At 62.7% G+C, this 17,406-nt stretch carries 17 protein-coding genes and 1 riboswitch; of the genes, 9 read left to right on the forward strand and 8 right to left on the reverse strand.

Features of this window, described 5'->3' with window-relative positions; all coding sequences use genetic code 11:
• Positions 1–15: 15 nt before the first annotated feature.
• From IPK70_06235 to IPK70_06255, 5 genes are all read left to right on the forward strand, one after another.
• A complete protein-coding gene (locus tag IPK70_06235) occupies positions 16–1,320 on the forward strand; it encodes a hypothetical protein (protein MBK8226758.1) in 1,305 nt (434 codons plus the stop codon).
• The gene (locus tag IPK70_06240) at positions 1,271–2,146 is read left to right on the forward strand and encodes a helix-turn-helix domain-containing protein (GenBank protein ID MBK8226759.1); all 876 of its coding nucleotides are present in this window, start codon (positions 1,271–1,273) and stop codon (positions 2,144–2,146) included. The genes IPK70_06235 and IPK70_06240 overlap by 50 nt, the downstream gene beginning before the upstream one ends.
• 25 nt (positions 2,147–2,171) lie before the next feature.
• Positions 2,172–3,050 carry a glycerol kinase gene (locus IPK70_06245; GenBank protein ID MBK8226760.1) on the forward strand — a complete coding sequence of 293 codons (879 nt, stop codon included), beginning with the start codon at positions 2,172–2,174 and terminating at the stop codon, positions 3,048–3,050.
• Between the two features lie 407 nt (positions 3,051–3,457).
• Positions 3,458–4,327: a hypothetical protein gene (locus tag IPK70_06250; protein ID MBK8226761.1), complete on the forward strand. Its 870-nt coding sequence runs from the start codon at positions 3,458–3,460 to the stop codon at positions 4,325–4,327.
• Between the two features lie 625 nt (positions 4,328–4,952).
• The gene (locus IPK70_06255) at positions 4,953–5,321 is read left to right on the forward strand and encodes a hypothetical protein (GenBank protein ID MBK8226762.1); all 369 of its coding nucleotides are present in this window, start codon (positions 4,953–4,955) and stop codon (positions 5,319–5,321) included.
• 158 nt (positions 5,322–5,479) lie between these two features.
• Here the strand turns inward: IPK70_06255 and IPK70_06260 are convergent, their stop codons facing one another.
• The 3 genes from IPK70_06260 to IPK70_06270 all read right to left on the reverse strand — a co-directional run bounded on the left by IPK70_06260 (position 5,480) and on the right by IPK70_06270 (position 7,502).
• Positions 5,480–5,851, reverse strand: coding sequence for a hypothetical protein (locus IPK70_06260; GenBank protein MBK8226763.1), 372 nt, complete (start codon positions 5,849–5,851; stop codon positions 5,480–5,482).
• Positions 5,852–6,227: 376 nt separating this feature from the next.
• Positions 6,228–6,512: a hypothetical protein gene (locus IPK70_06265; GenBank protein MBK8226764.1), complete on the reverse strand. Its 285-nt coding sequence runs from the start codon at positions 6,510–6,512 to the stop codon at positions 6,228–6,230.
• 312 nt (positions 6,513–6,824) lie between these two features.
• Entirely contained in the window at positions 6,825–7,502 is a 678-nt protein-coding gene (locus IPK70_06270) for a hypothetical protein (GenBank protein ID MBK8226765.1), read from the reverse strand.
• An 80-nt stretch (positions 7,503–7,582) separates the two neighbouring features.
• Here IPK70_06270 and IPK70_06275 point away from each other — a divergent pair, with 80 nt between their 5' ends.
• The 3 genes from IPK70_06275 to IPK70_06285 all read left to right on the forward strand — a co-directional run bounded on the left by IPK70_06275 (position 7,583) and on the right by IPK70_06285 (position 9,743).
• On the forward strand, positions 7,583–9,064 hold the full coding sequence (locus IPK70_06275) for a DUF2779 domain-containing protein (GenBank protein ID MBK8226766.1): 1,482 nt from the start codon (positions 7,583–7,585) through the stop codon (positions 9,062–9,064).
• A 126-nt stretch (positions 9,065–9,190) separates the two neighbouring features.
• Complete coding sequence (locus IPK70_06280; GenBank protein MBK8226767.1) at positions 9,191–9,382, forward strand: hypothetical protein; 192 nt, start codon at positions 9,191–9,193, stop codon at positions 9,380–9,382.
• On the forward strand, positions 9,372–9,743 hold the full coding sequence (locus tag IPK70_06285; GenBank protein ID MBK8226768.1) for a type II toxin-antitoxin system VapC family toxin: 372 nt from the start codon (positions 9,372–9,374) through the stop codon (positions 9,741–9,743). Before IPK70_06280 ends, IPK70_06285 begins: the two co-directional genes overlap by 11 nt.
• Positions 9,744–9,904: 161 nt before the next feature.
• On the opposite strand, the gene IPK70_06290 is transcribed toward IPK70_06285, so the two are convergent.
• From IPK70_06290 to IPK70_06310, 5 genes are all read right to left on the reverse strand, one after another.
• Positions 9,905–10,654 carry an N-formylglutamate amidohydrolase gene (locus IPK70_06290; protein ID MBK8226769.1) on the reverse strand — a complete coding sequence of 250 codons (750 nt, stop codon included), beginning with the start codon at positions 10,652–10,654 and terminating at the stop codon, positions 9,905–9,907.
• A 129-nt stretch (positions 10,655–10,783) separates the two neighbouring features.
• Positions 10,784–11,308: a hypothetical protein gene (locus IPK70_06295; GenBank protein ID MBK8226770.1), complete on the reverse strand. Its 525-nt coding sequence runs from the start codon at positions 11,306–11,308 to the stop codon at positions 10,784–10,786.
• Positions 11,309–11,374: 66 nt separating this feature from the next.
• A riboswitch (SAM riboswitch) is annotated at positions 11,375–11,477 on the reverse strand.
• A 591-nt stretch (positions 11,478–12,068) separates the two neighbouring features.
• Positions 12,069–13,613: a T9SS type A sorting domain-containing protein gene (locus IPK70_06300; GenBank protein ID MBK8226771.1), complete on the reverse strand. Its 1,545-nt coding sequence runs from the start codon at positions 13,611–13,613 to the stop codon at positions 12,069–12,071.
• 87 nt (positions 13,614–13,700) lie between these two features.
• The gene (locus IPK70_06305; protein MBK8226772.1) at positions 13,701–15,944 is read right to left on the reverse strand and encodes a T9SS type A sorting domain-containing protein; all 2,244 of its coding nucleotides are present in this window, start codon (positions 15,942–15,944) and stop codon (positions 13,701–13,703) included.
• A 111-nt stretch (positions 15,945–16,055) separates the two neighbouring features.
• Complete coding sequence (locus IPK70_06310) at positions 16,056–17,141, reverse strand: T9SS type A sorting domain-containing protein (GenBank protein MBK8226773.1); 1,086 nt, start codon at positions 17,139–17,141, stop codon at positions 16,056–16,058.
• Positions 17,142–17,180: 39 nt separating this feature from the next.
• On the opposite strand from IPK70_06310, the gene IPK70_06315 reads away from it, so the two are divergent.
• The gene (locus tag IPK70_06315; protein MBK8226774.1) at positions 17,181–17,396 is read left to right on the forward strand and encodes a hypothetical protein; all 216 of its coding nucleotides are present in this window, start codon (positions 17,181–17,183) and stop codon (positions 17,394–17,396) included.
• Positions 17,397–17,406 lie beyond the last annotated feature (10 nt).

The following is a 17,406-nucleotide window of genomic DNA, read 5'->3' on the forward strand; positions in this document are numbered from 1 at the left end:
GCTATTGAAGCGCCAATGGATAAAGTACAGGACATCCAGTTCTTCGACGCCGAAGGGCACAAGAGTGTGGTGCAGGCGTGGGAGGCTGTGTTCGAGCATGCCCAACTGGGCCTAAAGGCGGCCGTGTGTTACGCTACCGCGCCAGGCATTGCCGTTTTGAGCAAAGCTGCTCGGAAGATTGCCTATGGGGATGGCTTCTTCGTGGCCAGCGTGGAGTATCCCACGAACATTGATGCCTTGGCTGGGCTTCATGAAATGGCGAAGGGGCACGTTTACATTCACTTGGGATTCGACTCGCCCCGAACGAATGATGAGGTTCAGCAGGATGGCTATGCCCTGATGCACTCCAAGGTGCTTCTGGCCGAGGGCTTCAATTCCATGAAGCTGTGGGTGGGCAGCCACAACCTGACCGCACGCGCGTTAGCCGGTGCGAATCTGGAGGCAGGGATGCTCGTCACCGGTGATTGTGACACGAAGCTGATGCATGACGCCCGGAAGCACTTGCTCGTATGCCGGGATAGCGCTGAGCGCTTCGACCCTGCCCGCATCAAGGTGTACAAGCACATCCAGCGCCGCCGGATGCGCAGCCCGATCGAGGTGCAGCCGTCGACCATATTGGTGATCCACGCCGAAGCCGACGAGCCGGTTCGGCAGCACCAACTACCCAATGTGGTTCACCTCTGCCTGAAGCCCCACCAACTGGACAATTACTTCGCTATGGACCGCGAAGTGCGTCTGTTCCTGCATCCGCCGGGAAGTTTGAAACCCGGAAAGCAGGTGGATTTGTCCAATGCCACTGGCTGGATGGGCCGCCAAACCTCCATCACCCGCACGGAGCTGCATCCTCGCAATCAAGGCGTGGAAGGGAGCTTCGATGCGGCCAGGTTCCAAGTGTTCATCGAAGACCGCTCCACACCGCCCAAGGCGTTACCAACAGATGTGAAGTTAGACGGTATGACCACGCAGGTGGTGATGCGCTTCTCAAGGGTGCTAAGGCCAGGTGCCGAGACATATTCCATTCGCACTGGAACATCCAGTATCCGCATGAAGACGATTGAGGAGAAGCCGAGCCCGGAGCCCATCGACCCTCGCTTGGCGGACAGCTTCTCGCATGGCTCCATCAAGGATGGGGTCCTACGCTTCGAGCGGATCACGGACATTGAGCCCAAGGTCCATGTGCAGGCCTATGCCGCCTCCTTGCAGCCCTTGAATGTGCTTGGCGCTGGTGATGTTGCGTTCAGCTACTCCATCGTGGAGCCAATGCACCCGATTGATCCGTATTTCTTCATTACCAAGAACGTGGTACGGGTCTGGGGTTGACACCTATCTTCATCATCCATCAGTAATACGCATGGCACGTCCAAAGAGCATTGCGGTTTGGATCCGCAATAAGCGGCAAGAGAGTGGCCTGAGCCAGGACGCCTTGGCAAAGCATGTGGGATGTTCGGGCATGACCATTGGTAATTGGGAGAACGGCAAGACCAAGCCCGACCCTGCTTCGGTGCAGAAGCTGGAGAAGGTCTTGGGGCCTTTCAAGCTTGAAGAAGCCGCACCCGAGGAGATGGATTTTGGCAACTGGCTCCGTACCGAACGGACCAATAAGAAATTGACCCAACAGCAAGTCGCTGATGCCGCAGGAGTGAATGCCGTGACCATCTCAATGATCGAACTGGGCAAGATCAGCCGGCCGCAACAAGACACGATGAACCGGCTTGAGATCGCTTTGGAGAAGCGGTACCGTCAGTCTCAGCCGGAAGAAGTGAAGCTAGCTAGGAAGCCCGGACGGCCCCGCAAGGAAGAGAGCACAACCACGAAGCAGGACATCACACCCAGCGGAGAACAGGTTTTCAGGGGCATCGGCTTCTTCACTGAATTCAACCCGCATGTTGATGAAGAGCGGCCACGTGAACCCGGGATCTATGTCCTTTACGATATCAGTGAGCGTCCGATCTATGTGGGCCAAGCCCAAGAAATACGATCGCGCATCCGCGATCACAAGGACAAGTTCTGGTTCAAGGAGCCTATCGTGGAATCTGCCGCCTACATACGGGTTGATGACAAGGAGCTCCGGAACCGGTTGGAGGAAGTGCTCATCAAGTTCATGAAATCGAACGCGGTACTGAACAAGCAGAAGGTCGGTCGTTGAGCACAACGCCTGAACACTACACCACATGGAATACCTCTCCACCACCAGCCTCGCCAAGGAACAGGATATCCCTGCCAGCGAACTCTTCGCGAAGCTTAAAGGCCTAGGGCTCATCGACCGCCACGGCGACAAATGGGTCTTGACGGATGCGGGCCGCAGCAAAGGCGGACAAACCCGCACCAACCCGAAGTATGGTGAGTTCATTGTCTGGCCTGAGGACATCAACTTCGACCGGTCGAACGGGAAAGGCAAGCGGCTGAACGCAACATCCGTTGGCAAGCACTTCAATATCTCAGCCCAACGGATGAACCTGATTTTCTCCGAGCTCGGCTGGCAGGAAAAGCACACCGCCGGTTGGTCCGTAACGAAGCTTGGCCAGGCGATCGGTGGGCGGGAGATGGAGTATGAGACCGGCGCGACTTATGTCGTATGGCCGGGAGGCATTTTGGAGGATAAGCGTCTGCTGGATGCTGTCCAACCTTCCACGGAACCCGTGAAGAACGAACCCGGCGGGTATTCCTTGGCCGGCCCAGGGTTTCGTGAGCGATTCCCAGCGACCCTCCGGACACTCGACGGTCATTTGGTCCGCAGCCGCGCCGAAATGCTCATCGACAACTACCTCTACCAATGCGGCATCGTGCATGCCTATGAGCGTAAGCTCCCCATTGAGGAGGATTGCTACTGCGATTTCTACATCCCTCATGGTCCTCGCAGTCCACAAGCCGTGTACATCGAGTTCTGGGGCTTGGAGGATGATCCTGGCTACGCGGACAGGAAGAAGCGCAAGCGGGAGCTTTACCAGAGGCATGAGATCCCGCTGATCGAGCTGAACAATGAAGACCTCGCCAACTTGGATGATGTGCTTGCACGGAAGTTGCTGAAGTACAACATCAAGGTTGGGTGATTCCTACCGCGAATCGTTTGGAACCGCTGGTTTTCTCAGCTGGGCCTCCTCCACCATGATTGTTCACCGTAATCGCTGGCCCAACCACCCACCTTCGCTTGGGTCTGCCGTCTTCGGCGTCCTTGCGGCCTCGATGATGACATTCCATGGCGTCCCTTCAACTCGAGTATGTTAGTGCCTAGGGTCCGCTCACCACGCACAGGCTCCTGAGCAGCGAGGCCCATGCGGATGCAAGGCGGCGGCTACCTTCGCCGTAGACCTTGCGAGGATGGAGGGATGTTCGTTGAGTTTGAGGCCGGGGGAGGTGGCGCAGAAGTGGAAGAAGGGGTTATTGCAATAGATAATCGTGTGAGCGATCAGTTGATCAGGCAATTAGAAGAGCAGATGTTCATGAATGCCTTGGAACCATGAAAGCACTGAAGCGCACCGAGAAGATCGATCTGAAGAACCACCCGCACTACACAGAGAAGATCGTGCAGGAGATGATCGCAGTGGACCCCACGATCATCGGGCTGGGCGATCTGGTAATCAAGGACAAGGAGCGCATCCAACCCCGTGCCGGTCGGCTGGACCTGTTGATGCAGGACTCCGAGACAAACCGGCGCTACGAGATCGAGCTACAATTGGGGCGAACGGACGAGGCGCACATCATCCGCACCATCGAGTACTGGGACATCGAGCGGAGGCGCTATCCCCAATACGACCACTGCGCGGTGCTCATCGCCGAGGACATCACCAGCCGTTTCCTCAACGTGATCGGCCTCTTCAACGGCCACATCCCCATCATCGCTATCCAGATGAACGCCGTGAAAGTGGGCGACGAGATCGGCCTGGTCTTCACCAAGGTGTTGGACGAGATGCCGCTGGGCCTGCTGGACGAGGATGAAGAAGTAGCCGAAGTGACCGACCGGGATTACTGGATCAAGCGGGGCACTCAGGCCACCGTGAAAATGGCGGATGAGGTATTGGAGATGATCTCCACGTTCGCTCCAGGTCACACCCTGAAGTACAACAAGTTCTACATCGGCCTCGCGAAGGATGGGCAGCCCCACAACTTCGTGATCTTCCGACCCAAGAAGAACTACTTGCGCATCGAGTTGGCGCTGCCCCGCACCGCCACAACCGATGAGATCATTGAGCAGGCCGACCTGGACGATATGGGCTACGACACCCGCTGGTCCAAGTACCGAATCCGACTAATCAAAGGCGACATCAAGAAGCACGAGGCGGTGCTGTTGAAGCTGATGAAGATGGCGGCGGAGAACAAGGGGGGGTAGGTGAAGATTTGGATGTAGGGGTTGTCCGCAGCCGATGTTCGCGACAAAGGCTGCCCGTGGTTTTAGAGGATTTTAGTCTCCGCAGGGTCTCCACCAGTACCATAGCGCACCGAGTCCACCGTCTCAACCAACCCCTCCGCATGGGTCTGCCGTCTTCGGCATCCCTGCGGTCTCGCGGATGGCACTCCTTGGAGTTCCCTTTCCTCGAGGATGAAGGCGCCTCAGGGTCCACTCACCACGCACAAGCCCATGAGCGGCGAGACCCATGCGGAGCCATGGCTACCTTCGCTGAAGACCTTGCGAGGCTGGAGGCAAGGAGATCGCACCCACATTCAAGTATTGCTTGGGCAGCCGCAAGGAGTTCGAGTTGGACAAGGACGTAATTGTGGACTTCTGCAAGTTCGCCGCAATGTTCTTCAAGGAAGTCTGATAGGCCATGCGCAGTACTGAGGATCTGATAGCGGCCGTTCACCGCCGCGTGGCACAGGTCGCCATAGGCCCCTCGGCATTGCGCAATCAGGGCGCGCCCGGGGTCGTGGAGGCGGCTCGGCGTTACTTCGAAGAGCAGGTCGAACTGCGGTCCTTCAGGCGTGCACTAGCTACAGACATAGCGTACCAAAGCTGGTTGAACAAGCATACGGCCGCGTTGATGCAGGCCTTTCCACGCGGAGCGCGGCATTGGGGCGCAGCCCGTAAGGCATTGAATCTCTTCTGCCGGGATGTGTGCTGCAACACCTTGTTGGCCGGGGAGGTCGGGCTCCCATCATCACCGAAGGCGTTCAATCAATCCGTTCGATGGCTGGAGGTGCCGTTGGACAAGGATGTCGCGCTCGGCATCCGCGAGCAGGACCCGTCACTCCCGAGGTGGCCCGGAATCCGGCACGTGAAGCCGAGTGAGAGCGTCGCTTACCAGCAAGCCGCCTTGGCATACGCCAAACGGCTGGGCACCGCGCGCATCAACCTCGACTTGGTTCTTTGGCGTGCAGCGAAGTGATTGGAATTTCTTCTCTGCAGGTCTCCGCCGACATGCTAGCGCACCGCAATGGCCGTCCCGGCCAAGCTCCTCCGCATGGGTCTGCCGTCTTCGGCGTCCCTGCGGCTTCGAGCATGGCACACCATGGAGTTCCCTTTCCTCGAGGATGAACGTGCCTCTCACCCCTTCACCCGCTCCTTCAGTTCCTCTTCGCTCAGGCTCCATTCGCGGCCGGGCCTGCTGCCCTCGATGCGGTAGAAGAAGCAGCCGCGCTCGAAGCTCCACTTGCGCTGCACGATGCGGCGGCGCACCATGGGGCCGAGCTGCACGTAGGCGCCGGTGCTGAAGGCGGCGTGGGCCAGCATGGCGCGCACGATATCGGCCTGGCTCACATTCCAGTGGATGTGCAGCGGCTCGTTGGGCGGCTTGACGTGGATGGTGTACACCCAATGCAGCACGGGGTGCGGCCCGCGCCACACGATGGGCCACACGCCCTGGGCCCAGGGCACCAGGCCATGCACCGGGCAGGGGGTGCTGGGCAGCGACGGCATTCGCGTCAAAGTCGGGGCCCAGAAAGAACAACGGGCGAGCGGTGGCGCAGCGGCGAGTTTTGAACAGGGGAGGCGAGCGTGCGCTGGTTGCTGCGCCGCGCCACCCGCCTGCCGCGCTTGCACGGCTCCTTCGCGTTGGCAGCACCGGCTGCAGCATCCCTTGGTACGTGGAGCAGCAGCGCGCGTCCGCTGCTTCTTCCTTCTTCTCGTATGGAACGAGCGACCCGGCAACGGGGCGTTCGTTCAATGGCCGGGCGTGTTGCGCTCGTTCACGCGCGCATGCTGAGCTCCAGCTGTTCGACTATTGCGTGCAGGATGGGCTCCGATCTACTCCGCCTCCATCGAGTCTTCCGCTCCGCATCGGCAGCAGTGCGAGCTAGGATTCCTTCTCGCGCAGGAAGATGAGATCGGCCTTGCTGCGATCATCCTCACCCAGTATGAGGCTGTCGGCGGTGATGAGCACGATGCGCAAGCTGCTGCTCTTGCTGTCCTTTGAGGAACTCGCATCGGGCGAAGTGTTGAGGATCGCGCCATCATTCGCGAGTTGATAGGATCCGCGCTCCAAGTTCCTCCCGAACTCATCGGTGAGCTCCATATCCATTGAATAGGTGCCATCCTTGAAGAAACTGTAGCGCAAGCTCTGGAATTGGTTCTGCATCATTGCGAATTGAGCTTGATCACTCTCATTCATTTGAATCTTGGCTGCCTCCGGCAATCTCATCTTCTCGAACCTCCATTTGCCGAGGATCAGTTCAGAGGGGGCTTTTGATGGTACGCTTCCCGTGCAAGCCACGAAGGCAAATGCTGTTAGGAAGAAAGTCAAATAGGTCAGGGTGGGTTTCATGGCAGGAATGTGAGAGCAAGATAGGATTCTGGTGGTACTGCCAAATTCAAGGTCAATGTTATTTGGTCCCTATGGCGCTCATGGTCACATTGGTCAATTCGCGTGAAACAAGGGGTATAGGCCGAGCATTCATGGCGCCGTTCGCCAAGTTCCAAGTGCCTTATAGAGGTGCCCCGCCACCGTATCCTCACCGGTCATCAGTCGAATGCAATCGCGTACTGCATCGAAATCAATGCTTCGGAAGGAATCAACTGGGACTGGTCTGGGCTGAATGATCGCCAATTCGATACTGTGGTTGGCGCGATCCTTAGACGGTGGACCCTCAGCTTCGTTCAGCTCTAGGCGCTTATCCATCAGTCCTGCATCAATGAATTGCTGGATCAAAGCGTCGTACTTCCTCTTGCTTCGTGAAGCACTCCTCAAATCCAATGCGCCTTTCAGCAATGCATCAAGCCCCTTCCGCTTTGCCACCCTCATGTTCTCGAGTTGATCAGCACGCACGGAGGAATGGTCAGTCTTCAACTCAAGGAGTACACACACCTTCCGCTTGCTGTCGAAGCACGCATAGTCGACCTTGACGGAAAGATTTCGTTGTCGCTTCGGCGCGTCGGGATACATGGTGCCGACCCGGAGCGGGAATTCCGGAACAATCAAATCGAATTCGTGGCCCGAATAGCAGTGCCGTAGGATGTCCTTCAAGTAGAGCGCGAAGAAGATGTCCACACGTCGTTCGAGCTGATAATTGGGGAATGTCCTCCATTCTGTGAGGAGTGAGAAGAGTTGTTCAATGCGCTGCTCAATGGTCATGCTATTGGGTTCACGGGTGCAACCGGTCAGGAGCGAACTTAGCAGACGAACCCACGATTAGAGCCGGCAGATCATTCCCCATGCACCTCCTCTCCAAATCCACCTACATGCGGGGCCGCCAATGCCCCAAGGCCTTGTGGCTGTACAAGCACCGGCGCGAGCTGCTGCCGCCGGTTGATGCGGCGCGCCAGGCCATCTACGACACCGGCACGGAGGTGGGGCTCCTGGCCCAGCAGCTCTTCCCCGGCGGGGTGGACTGCACGCCGGAGTCGCCCACCGATTTCGCGCCGGCCATTGCCGCCACGCAGCGCGCCATCGCGGACGGCGCGCCGGTGATCTACGAGGCCGCCTTCCTGCACGAGGGCGTGCTGGCCGCGCTGGACATCCTGGTGAAGGACACCGATGGCTGGAAGGCCTACGAGGTGAAGAGCAGCACCAGCGCCAAGGAATACCAATGGCACGATGCGGCGCTGCAGGCGCATGTGATCGAGGGCTGCGGGATCGCATTGGCGGACGTGAGCATCGTGCACCTCAACAACCAGTACGTGCGGCAGGGCGCCATCGACGTGCGTCAGCTCTTCGGCATCACCACCGTGAAGCACCTCGTGGATGCGGAGCGCAAGGACGTGCCCGCGCGCATCGCCGCGCTCAAGGCCGCGCTCCAACAGCCCGAAGCCCCGGAGGTGGACATCGGCCCGCACTGCTCCTCACCGTTCGAATGCGACTTCATGCACCATTGCTGGGCGCATGTGCCGAAGGAGGGGAGCGTGTTCGAGCTCACGCGCGCCATGGGCAGGGATTGGGTCCTTTACCAGCGCGGCATCCTGCTGCTGAAGAATATCCCCGATGGCGAGCCGCTCACCGCAGCGCAACAGCGGCAGGTGGACGGCGCGAAGCACGGCACCGCCACGATCGACCGTCACGCCTTGCGCCGCTGGCTTGGCGAGCTGCGCTACCCGCTGCATCACCTCGACTTCGAGACGATCATGCCGGCCGTGCCGCTCTTCGACGGCACGCGGCCCTTCCAGCAACTGCCCTTCCAGTACAGCCTGCACGTGCAGCACGCATCAGGTGCGGAACCGCTGCACAGCGCCTTCCTCGCCGATGGCACGGGCGATCCGCGCGAGGCCTTCGTGCAACGCCTGCTCGCGGACATCGGTCCGGAGGGCGACATCCTCGCGTACAATGCGCCCTTCGAGGTCTCGCGCATCAAGGAATTGGCGCGCGATCTTCCGCAGCATGCTGATTCCTTGCTTGCATTGCTTACGCGCGTAAGAGACTTGCACACGCCCTTCAAGGCGGGCTGGTACGCGGTGCCGGGCATGAATGGCCGCACGAGCATCAAGGTGGTGCTGCCCGCGCTGGTACCGGACTTGAGCTACCAGGACCTCGCCGTGCAGGAGGGCGACACCGCCAGCCGCCTCTTCCTGCAACAGCTCAACGGCCACTATGCAGGTGACCCCGCGCAGCTGCGCGCTGACCTGCTGGCCTATTGCGGGATGGATACGCTGGCGATGGTGAAGGTGCTCGGCGTGTTGGAGCGCGTGGTAGCTTGGGTGTGATGTGAGGAGGACGCCGACGTTCGGCTGCACGGGGAGCAGTGCGCTCGTATCCCCGCGCGCTCCAGGATGTCTTCTGAACAGAACGCCGATTCAGAGGATCCCTTGCCGCGAAGCCTCCACTTATCTTTGAGCGACAACACGCAGGCGATGGTGTACACAGTGACCAAGAGGACCCCGAAAAGGCGGGCAGGTGCGGTGCTGAAACGCGCAGCCAAGCGAGCGCGCAAACCCGGTGCGGACTTCAGCGACCTGGTGGGCACGGCGCCCTTGCACAAGGACCCAGTGAAGTTCCAACGCGCGCTCCGCGATGAGGAATGAGCGCGTAGCCATCGATACCAACATCCTGCTCTACATCCTGGGCGGCGACAAGTCTCTGGCGTCGCTGCTAGCTGGCAAGGATGTGGTGGCCAGCGCCATGGTGCGCATGGAGGCCATGGTGTATCACGGTAAGGACCCGGACCACCTGGATCGGGTGCACGCATTCCTGCTGCGCTGCGAGTTGGAAGAGATCCACCGGGCCGTGCAGGATTGCGCGGTTGACCTGCGCCTGCGACACAAGTTGAAGCTCCCCGATGCCATCATTGCAGCGACGGCCATTCATCTCGGCATACCGCTGATCACGGCCGATAAGAGCTTCGGGAAGCTCAAGCCGGAGTTCGAGGTGGTGGTCTATTCTTGACGGGGTCCTGGTTGATGGACATCTGAAATGCCGGTCGCGTTGGGTGCTTATGTGGCGCTCAGTCACGCGCGCACGCTGACCGCCTCGCCCTGCAGCGCATGCCACAGCAGCAAGTTGGCCCACTGCGCATCGTGGACCTCCCTGCCTTGGAGGACCTGCACCTAGGCCCTCGCCCGCATCACCTCCAGGAAACCCTGCACCACGGCCTTCACCCGCGCATAGCCTGCCGATGGGCGATCGCTGCCGGGCTGCAGGTAGAGGTCCCGGTTGACCTCGAGCATGATGGAGCGCACCCGTGCATCGCGCTGGTAGTGCTCCAAGGGCACCAGCGCGCCCCGGTAGGGACGGTCCACCCACAGGCTATGGCCCTGCTGCGCGAAATAGGCGCGCGCGGCCTCCACCAGTTCCGGCGGCGTGTGGAAGGCATCGGTGCCGATGTTGTAGTCCGGGCGCTCGGGGTCCTGGTCCAAGTCGCGGCGCAGCGGGCGGCCGGGGTAGGAGTGGCAATCGATGAGGGTGGCGCGGCCGTGCTGCGCCAGGGCGGCGTTCACGGCGTCGGAGAGCCGCTGGTGGTGCGGTGCGTAGCAGCTGCGCAGGATCCGTTCCCGCAGGGCGGGCTCTACGCGGCGCATGGCGCGGCCATCGTCGGTGTGCGTGTAGCATACCCCCATGCCCACCTGTGCCATCACTTCCTGCGCATCGTCGGCGAAGCGCTCCGGGTCGCAGAAGATGCGCGAGAAGGGCGCCACCACGGCGATGTCCTGCGCGTTGCCGAAGAGCTCGTCCGTATGCCAGTCGGTGAGGAGGAGCTGTTCGGCGCGCAGGCTGTCGTCGTCGAGCAGGTAGCCATCGCGGAACGGGATGACGGTGGAAGCGTGCGGGATGTGGAGGATGAGCGGTGGGTGTTGCATGGGTGCGGTTGATCGGTGTGCATGAAGTGGTGCGCTGCTCAGTGGATTCGCGCATCGCACATCGACAGGGTCCTCTTCGAGAGACCCTGTCGGGGCATAGTGCGCTGGTCAGTGGCTTCGCGCGCGTGACTAGACGTTGACGCCATGAGCCCGCACGTCCACCGTTTCCCCTTGCAGTGCGTGCCACAGCAGCACGTTGGCTTGGTGCTCGGCGTGGGCATTCACGTAGGGCTCCTGCCAGGTCAGCGGAGGGGGGATCCCTTGCGTGCTGAGCTCCAGTCGTTCGGCCTGTGCGTGCAGGGTGCGCTCATCGAGCGGCGCATAGTGGCGCAGGGCGTCGCGCAGCAGGAGGGTGAAGCGCGCGAGCTGCCGCTCATCGGCGCGCAGCGCCTCGAGCACCGTGGGCAGCGCCTGCTCCAGGTAGCGGCCCGTGCGGAGCAGCATCGCCAGCAGCTCTTGCGCGTGCAGGGGCCCGTTGGGCCCGAGGTAGCCCACGCCCTTCGCGGCGTACCCGGGCACATTGGCGATGGCGAAGAGCCAGCGGTAGGGGTGGGTGATGGTGACCTCGATGCGGTGCACCGTGCGGAGGGTGATGCGGCCGGTGACCTGCTCGCCATCGATGAGGGCGGTAACGACTTCCTGTGCTTCGCTCATGGTGTTGGGTGTTGGTGAAGCACCCGAACGCCCGCCTCTTGGAGGTCCACGACGCGCAACGGTCCCTGGTTCGACTTTTTTTGACCGGGCCGGTCCGCATCGTTCTCCCACCGTGGCGTCGAAGCTCGGTTGGGGGTCCGCCTTGCAGCGGACGCTCGGGATGCAGGGGCGAAAGTAATGCGCGCGTCGCGCAATGCCATAGGATGATGAAGTCGCGGCACGCGCGCGGCAGGCTGCGCGCGGCGGCTGTCCGTCATCTTGCTCGCGCGTGCTTGCTCGCGGAAGGCTGCGTGCGATGGTGTCCGTCATCCAACTCGCGAGTGCTTGCTCGCGGCAGGCTGCGCGCGCGGGCGACCGTCATCAAGCTCGCGCGTGCTTGCTCGCGGCAGGATGCGTGCGGTGGCTGTCCACGGCCTGCGCGGGCGCGCCCAACTCGGGGAGCTCGTGCTGCGGGCCTGTGCGAGTTGGGCAGCGACTTGGCCGTGGCGGCTTTTTGGCTCCACCTTTTTGCCGCCAAAAAGGTGGAAAGAGAATTATAAGATTAATGGGTTCTCTCACTGAATGAAGAGCCTGCTCATCAATCGAAGAAGCACTTGTGAAACCAGCGCCTGCGCCGAACAGGTGGCTTTCACCGCACGCAATGGCAGTTCGGGCCCAGTTTCCACAGGGCCTCCACTAATCTCATGGACCACCCCAATCGCCACCCCAACCACCCACCGCCGCATGGGTCCGCCGTCTTCGGCCACCCACGTCCAACACCTCACTCCTTCACCACTCTTACAGCCGCGGCGCCGCCCGCTTCCCGCAGCAGGTACAGCCCGGCGGGCAGTTCGTGCAGGTCAAGCATTGCAGATGGGCCGCTCTTAAGCTCGCTCCGCAGCAAGCGCCCTTGCGCATCGCAGAGCAGCAGGGCATGCGCGCCACTGGTCGCGAAGGACAGCGTGATCTGTCCGTTGGTCGGGTTCGGTGAGGCGCTGAACGAACTCGGCTCTTCGGTCGGCAGCGCGGTGGCGATATCGTTGTCGAATCGCACCAGGAACAGGTCGTAGTTGCTGCCGCTCAGGTAGCGTACACCGCCAACGATGATGCGGCCATCGCTCTGGAGGCCGATGGCGCGGCCATCGCCGAAGCCGCCTCCGGGCTGGTGCGTTGCGAAGCCGTTGGTGCCAAAGGACACGTCGGGGGTGCCGTCGGCGTTGTACCGGCCCAGGTACATGCCGTTGCCGGGGTTGAAGCCTCCTGTGATGAGCACCTTGTCCCAGGGCTGCCGGATGGCCTGGTATAAAGAAGTGGACGAGCTGCCCACCTGCACGATCACCTCGCCCTGATCGCCGAACGAGAGGTCGCCGCTGGCGTTGGGCATGATGCCCACCAGCGCGGCGTGGGTACCGCTAGGGCCGGCCAGCACGCAGCGCTGATCGGGCATCAGCACGATGCTGTTGGCCGCATCATTGCCGGTGGTGAGGTCGTAAGTGTTCTCGAAATCGGCGGTCAGATGGCTGCCGTTGGCGCCGAAGGTGCCGTAGCCCATGCGCTGGTTGGGTGCATTGCCGCTCACGGTGCCCACCACGAATTTCCCGTCGGCGCGAATAGCCATGCTGTTGCCCACATCGGAGAGGTCATCATCGAAGAGGTCGCTGAAGGTGGCCGAGCTGCCGCCGCCCACGTTGGGGTCGATGCCGCCAGAGGCCGTGGTCTTCCAGAACGATACTGCATTGTAGTTGGGCTGTGTGAGCGTGTAATGCTCGTAGCCCAGCACCATGATGCCGCCGTCATCCATGCAGACCACATCGCGCGCGTAGCTGCCGTCGTTGAACGAACTGCCCGCGCGTGTGGCCACGCCGTCGCCGGAGTAGCTGGTGTCGAAACTGCCATCGGCCAGCAGGCGCAACGCGAACATCTGTGTCTCGCCCCCGGTCACTTGCGTCTCGCCGGCCGCCACGATGCGACCCTGTGCATCGATGGCCACGGCCGCAAGGCGGTCATTGCCGCCGGTGCCGGTCCAGGTCACCTGGCCGTTGGTGCCGAAATCGGTGTCGGGTGTGCCGTCGGCATTGAAGCGGACGATGATGGCATCCTGGAAGGCGCCGCCACCGATGGCGCCGATGCTGCCCACCACCACGATCTTGTCATCAGGCTGAATGACCAGATCGTTCATCCAGTCGTACCCCGAGCCCGCGTCGAAGAGGGCCTCGCCGTTCGTTCCGAAGCTGAGGTCGAGGGTGCCGGGCTGGGCCTGCACCCGGCTGGTGCAGAGCATGACGGCGGTGAGGAGCAAAAGGCCGGGGGTAGCTGTGCTTCGCATGGCACGAAGGTGCACGTTTGCGCGCACTCGTGGTATACACGCACGACAAGCATGCAGCGTTGGGTGGGTGCACGCCCGTACCTCAGTTCACTCCATCACCACGCGCACGGCGTTTTCGCTCCCCGCTTCACGCAGCAGGTACAGCCCGCGCGGCAGGTCCTCCAGCGAGATCGTGGCCCGGGTTCCATTCATGCGTTCGCTCCGCAGCACGCGCCCTTGCGCATCGCAGAGCAGCAGGGAATGCGCGCCATCGGTCGCGAAAGAGAGCGTGACCGCTCCGCCCGTGGGATTCGGGAACACCGCGAACGCATCGGTCGCGCGCGCGTCCACCGCGGTGCTGATGATCGGCACGGGCACCGAGGGCGCGCTTACGCAGCCCAGCGCATCGGTCACCACCACGGTGTAGTTGCCGGGCGCATCGGCGATGATGCAGGACCCGGTGCCATCGGGCAGCGGCTCGGCGTTGAGGTACCACTGGATCTGCGGACGGTAGGCGGTGCACAGCGTGGAGCCGCTCTGCAACACGGTGGGCACGAGCGGCGTGGGCGGGCATTGCAGCGCGGCGCGGAACACATCGCCGTTGTCGCCCACGGCCAACAGCGCGCCATCCACCAGCGCGGCGTCGTTCAAGCCCACATCTAAGGGGGCGGGCACGATGTTGTCCCATGTATCGCCGCCGTCGGTGCTGCGCAGCACGTAGCCGCTGTACTGCACGGCATAGCCGGTGTCGGGATCGGTGAAGAAGATGCTCATGGTGAACTGCGGCAGCTCGTTGAGCGGCGTCCAGGTGTCGCCGCCGTCGGTGGTGCGCGCGCCGCCGTTGCCGGCGTACCAGCCGAGCGTGTCGTTGAGGAAGAAGAGGCTGTTGATGGCCGCGTTGCTGGGCGGGTCCAGCCATTCCCAGGTGGCGCCGCCATCGGTGGTGCGGGCCAGCACGCCGCCATCGCCGCCGCAGAAGCCGAGGTTGTCGTTCACGAACCAGAGGTCGAAGATGTTGCCGCCATCGAGCACCAGGGGCCAGGTGCTGCCGCCGTTGGTGGTGCGGTAGCAGCCGCCGTTGATGTAGCCGCCGCAGGCCAGCGCCGTGGTGGCGCTGAAGGCCCAGGTGCTGCGGATGGCCACGTTAGGGCCGGGGTGATTGGTGCTGGTGGCGAAGTAGTCGGTGGTGTGCCGGTTGGCGCCCACGCCGCCGCCGAGCCAGCCGATGCCGTTGGCACGCAGGTGGATGCCCACCCAGGTGCCGCTGCCGGTGCTCGCGTTGGTCCAGTGGCGTCCGCCATCGGTGGTGCGGATCACGCCGTTCTCATAGCCGCCCATGGTCTGCCACCCTGCAGCGGCGCCCAGCTGGTCGGTGCCGAAGCTCAATTTGCTCAATTTCGTGTGGTAGGTGCCGATCTGCACCGGCGCCCAGGTGGCGCCGTGGTCGGTGGTGCGGTACACGCGCGCTTCGCCGCCGAGCAATCCGAAGCCGCTGGGGTCCACGTACGCGTGGTAGAGGTCCTGGAAGGTCTCGAGGATCTGGGCGCTCCACGTATCGCCGCCGTTGGTGCTGCGCATCACCACGCCGCCGTTGCCCACGGCGATCAGCAGGTTGCCGCGCGCGAAGAGGCTGAGCAAACTGTTGGTGGTGGGGCTGGTCTGCGCCGTCCACGTGAGGCCCGCGTCGCTTGTGCGGATGATCTCGCCCCCGATGCCCACAGCGAGTCCATTCAGCGCATCGGCGAAGTGGAAGCCGCGCATGTTGTAGGTGATGGGCGCGGTGACGGGCGTCCAGGTGTCGCCGCCGTTGGTGGTGCGCAGCAGGATGGCGCCGGTGGCCGACGCGAAGCCGAGGGTGTCGTTCACGAAATAGAGGCCCACGATGGCGTTGGTGGTGCCGCTCGTCTGCAGGGTCCAGTTGACGCCGGCGTCGGTGGTGCGGGCGATCTTGCCGCTCTCGCTCGCCGCCCAGCCCAGGGTATCGTTCACGAAGCTGAGGCAGGCGGCGTGGCCGAAGCCGAAGAGGTCCACGGAGGTGGCGCTGCTCCAGTTGTCGGTGGTGCGATAGAAGCGGCCGGTCTCGGCACCGATGATGCCGCGCTGGTCATCCCACATCCACAGGCTGCGCGGCACGTTGAGCAGGTTGTAGGGCATGCGCGCCCAGCTGTCGCCGGCATCGTTGGTGCGCAGCACATAGCCCAAGGTGCGGTCGATAGTGACGGCATCGGTGGGGCTGTGCATGCGCACGGCGGTCAGGTCGCTGCGGGTCTTGATGGGCGTCACCAGCTCCCAGGTCTGGGCGTGGATGATGCCGGAGAGGAGCAGAGGTGCGAGGGAGTAGAGGAGCCGCATGCCCTCAAAGGTCGGGATTGAGTGACGTGCACGGATGCATCCGCGTTTCACGCTGCGCAATCATCGCTCGCGCCGCACGTCCATTGCACCCCCGAAGTTGCCGTGGCGCATTCACTCCACCAGCAGCCGCTGCGCGCGGGCCAAGCCATCGAGCCGCACCAGGTAGACGCCCGGCGCCAGGACGGCATCGATGGTCTGACGGCCTGCGCGTGCTTGGTGCACCAGCACGAGTTGGCCGCGCGCATCGTGGATGCGGATCGTGCCCGGCATGCGCGTTTCGATCAGGAAAGGACCGCTGGCCGGGTTCGGCACGATGGTGAACGCATCGGTAGCGCGCGCGGGGGGGAGCCCCGTGCTGGCCACGAAGACGCAGGCGCTCTGCTCGTTGCAGCCGCCCGCGCTCACCTGCACGGCGTAGCTGCCCGCAGCGGTGACCAGATAGCTCTGCTGGTCGGCGCCGGCGATCGGCTGGTTGCCGTTGTCGCAATCGAGCCATTGGTACTGGACGCCGGTGGCATTGGCGGTGAGCAGCAGGCCATCCACGATGAGCGTGGTGTCGAGGTCGATCACCTCCAGGTCGATGGTGATGATGGAGTCGCAGCCCTGCGCGTTGGGGATGGTATCGGTGTAGAGCCCGCTGCTGGTCCATTGCTGTCCGCTGGGCGAGAGGAAGGACTGGCAGGCCGAGGCCTCGAGGGTAGAGTTGGTGGGCACGCAGTCGGCGAGGATGGAGACATTGAAGCGGATGTCGCTATTGGCGTAGAGCGCGGCGTTGGTGCCGTTGTAGAACATGCGGCCGCCAGGGTAGGGGTTGCCGCCGGAGAAGGGGATCTCCAGGCTCATGGGCAACTCGAAGGTGAGCTGGCTGAAGGCCGTGGCCGTGACCTCTTCAGTGAGGTAGATGCGCAGGTAGGAGTTGGCGCTTACCGCTGTGGCGGGCTGCGCCTGGGTGTGGATGGGCGTGCTGGTGACGGTGCTGCCGGCATAGATCTTCAGCTGGCCGGCGAGGTTGGTGCCGCCCTCGAGGCAGTAGATCTCCACGTACTCCACGAGGCCGGCGCAGGTGGGCGTGAACGATTGGCCGATCTCCACATCGGTGGGGTCGGAGCCCGGGGCGTTGCTGTTGCCGATGAGGCATTGGGCCCGGGCAGCGAGGGAGAAGCCGCAACAGAGGGCGAAGAGGAAGGAGCGGTTCATGCGTGCGGATCGAGCAGGCAATGTTAGCGCGATCTTCCGATGGCCTCAGCGCGCCACGGTGAGGCGCGCTGTCCAGCTGGCACTGCTCCTGGCATGGCGCAGGAAGTGCACTCCGAGCGGCCACCCGCGCACCGAGAGCTGATCCTGCGCTGCTGCTCGCTGCTTCGCCAATCGCTCATCGACTTGGCCGCTCTTTCACCGGGCCTGTGCACCGTGCGCACCGAAGACGGGGCCACGCTGCGGCTCTTGCGTTGAACGGCCCGGG

Source organism: Flavobacteriales bacterium (assembly GCA_016712535.1).
GTDB lineage: Bacteria > Bacteroidota > Bacteroidia > Flavobacteriales_F > PHOS-HE28 > PHOS-HE28.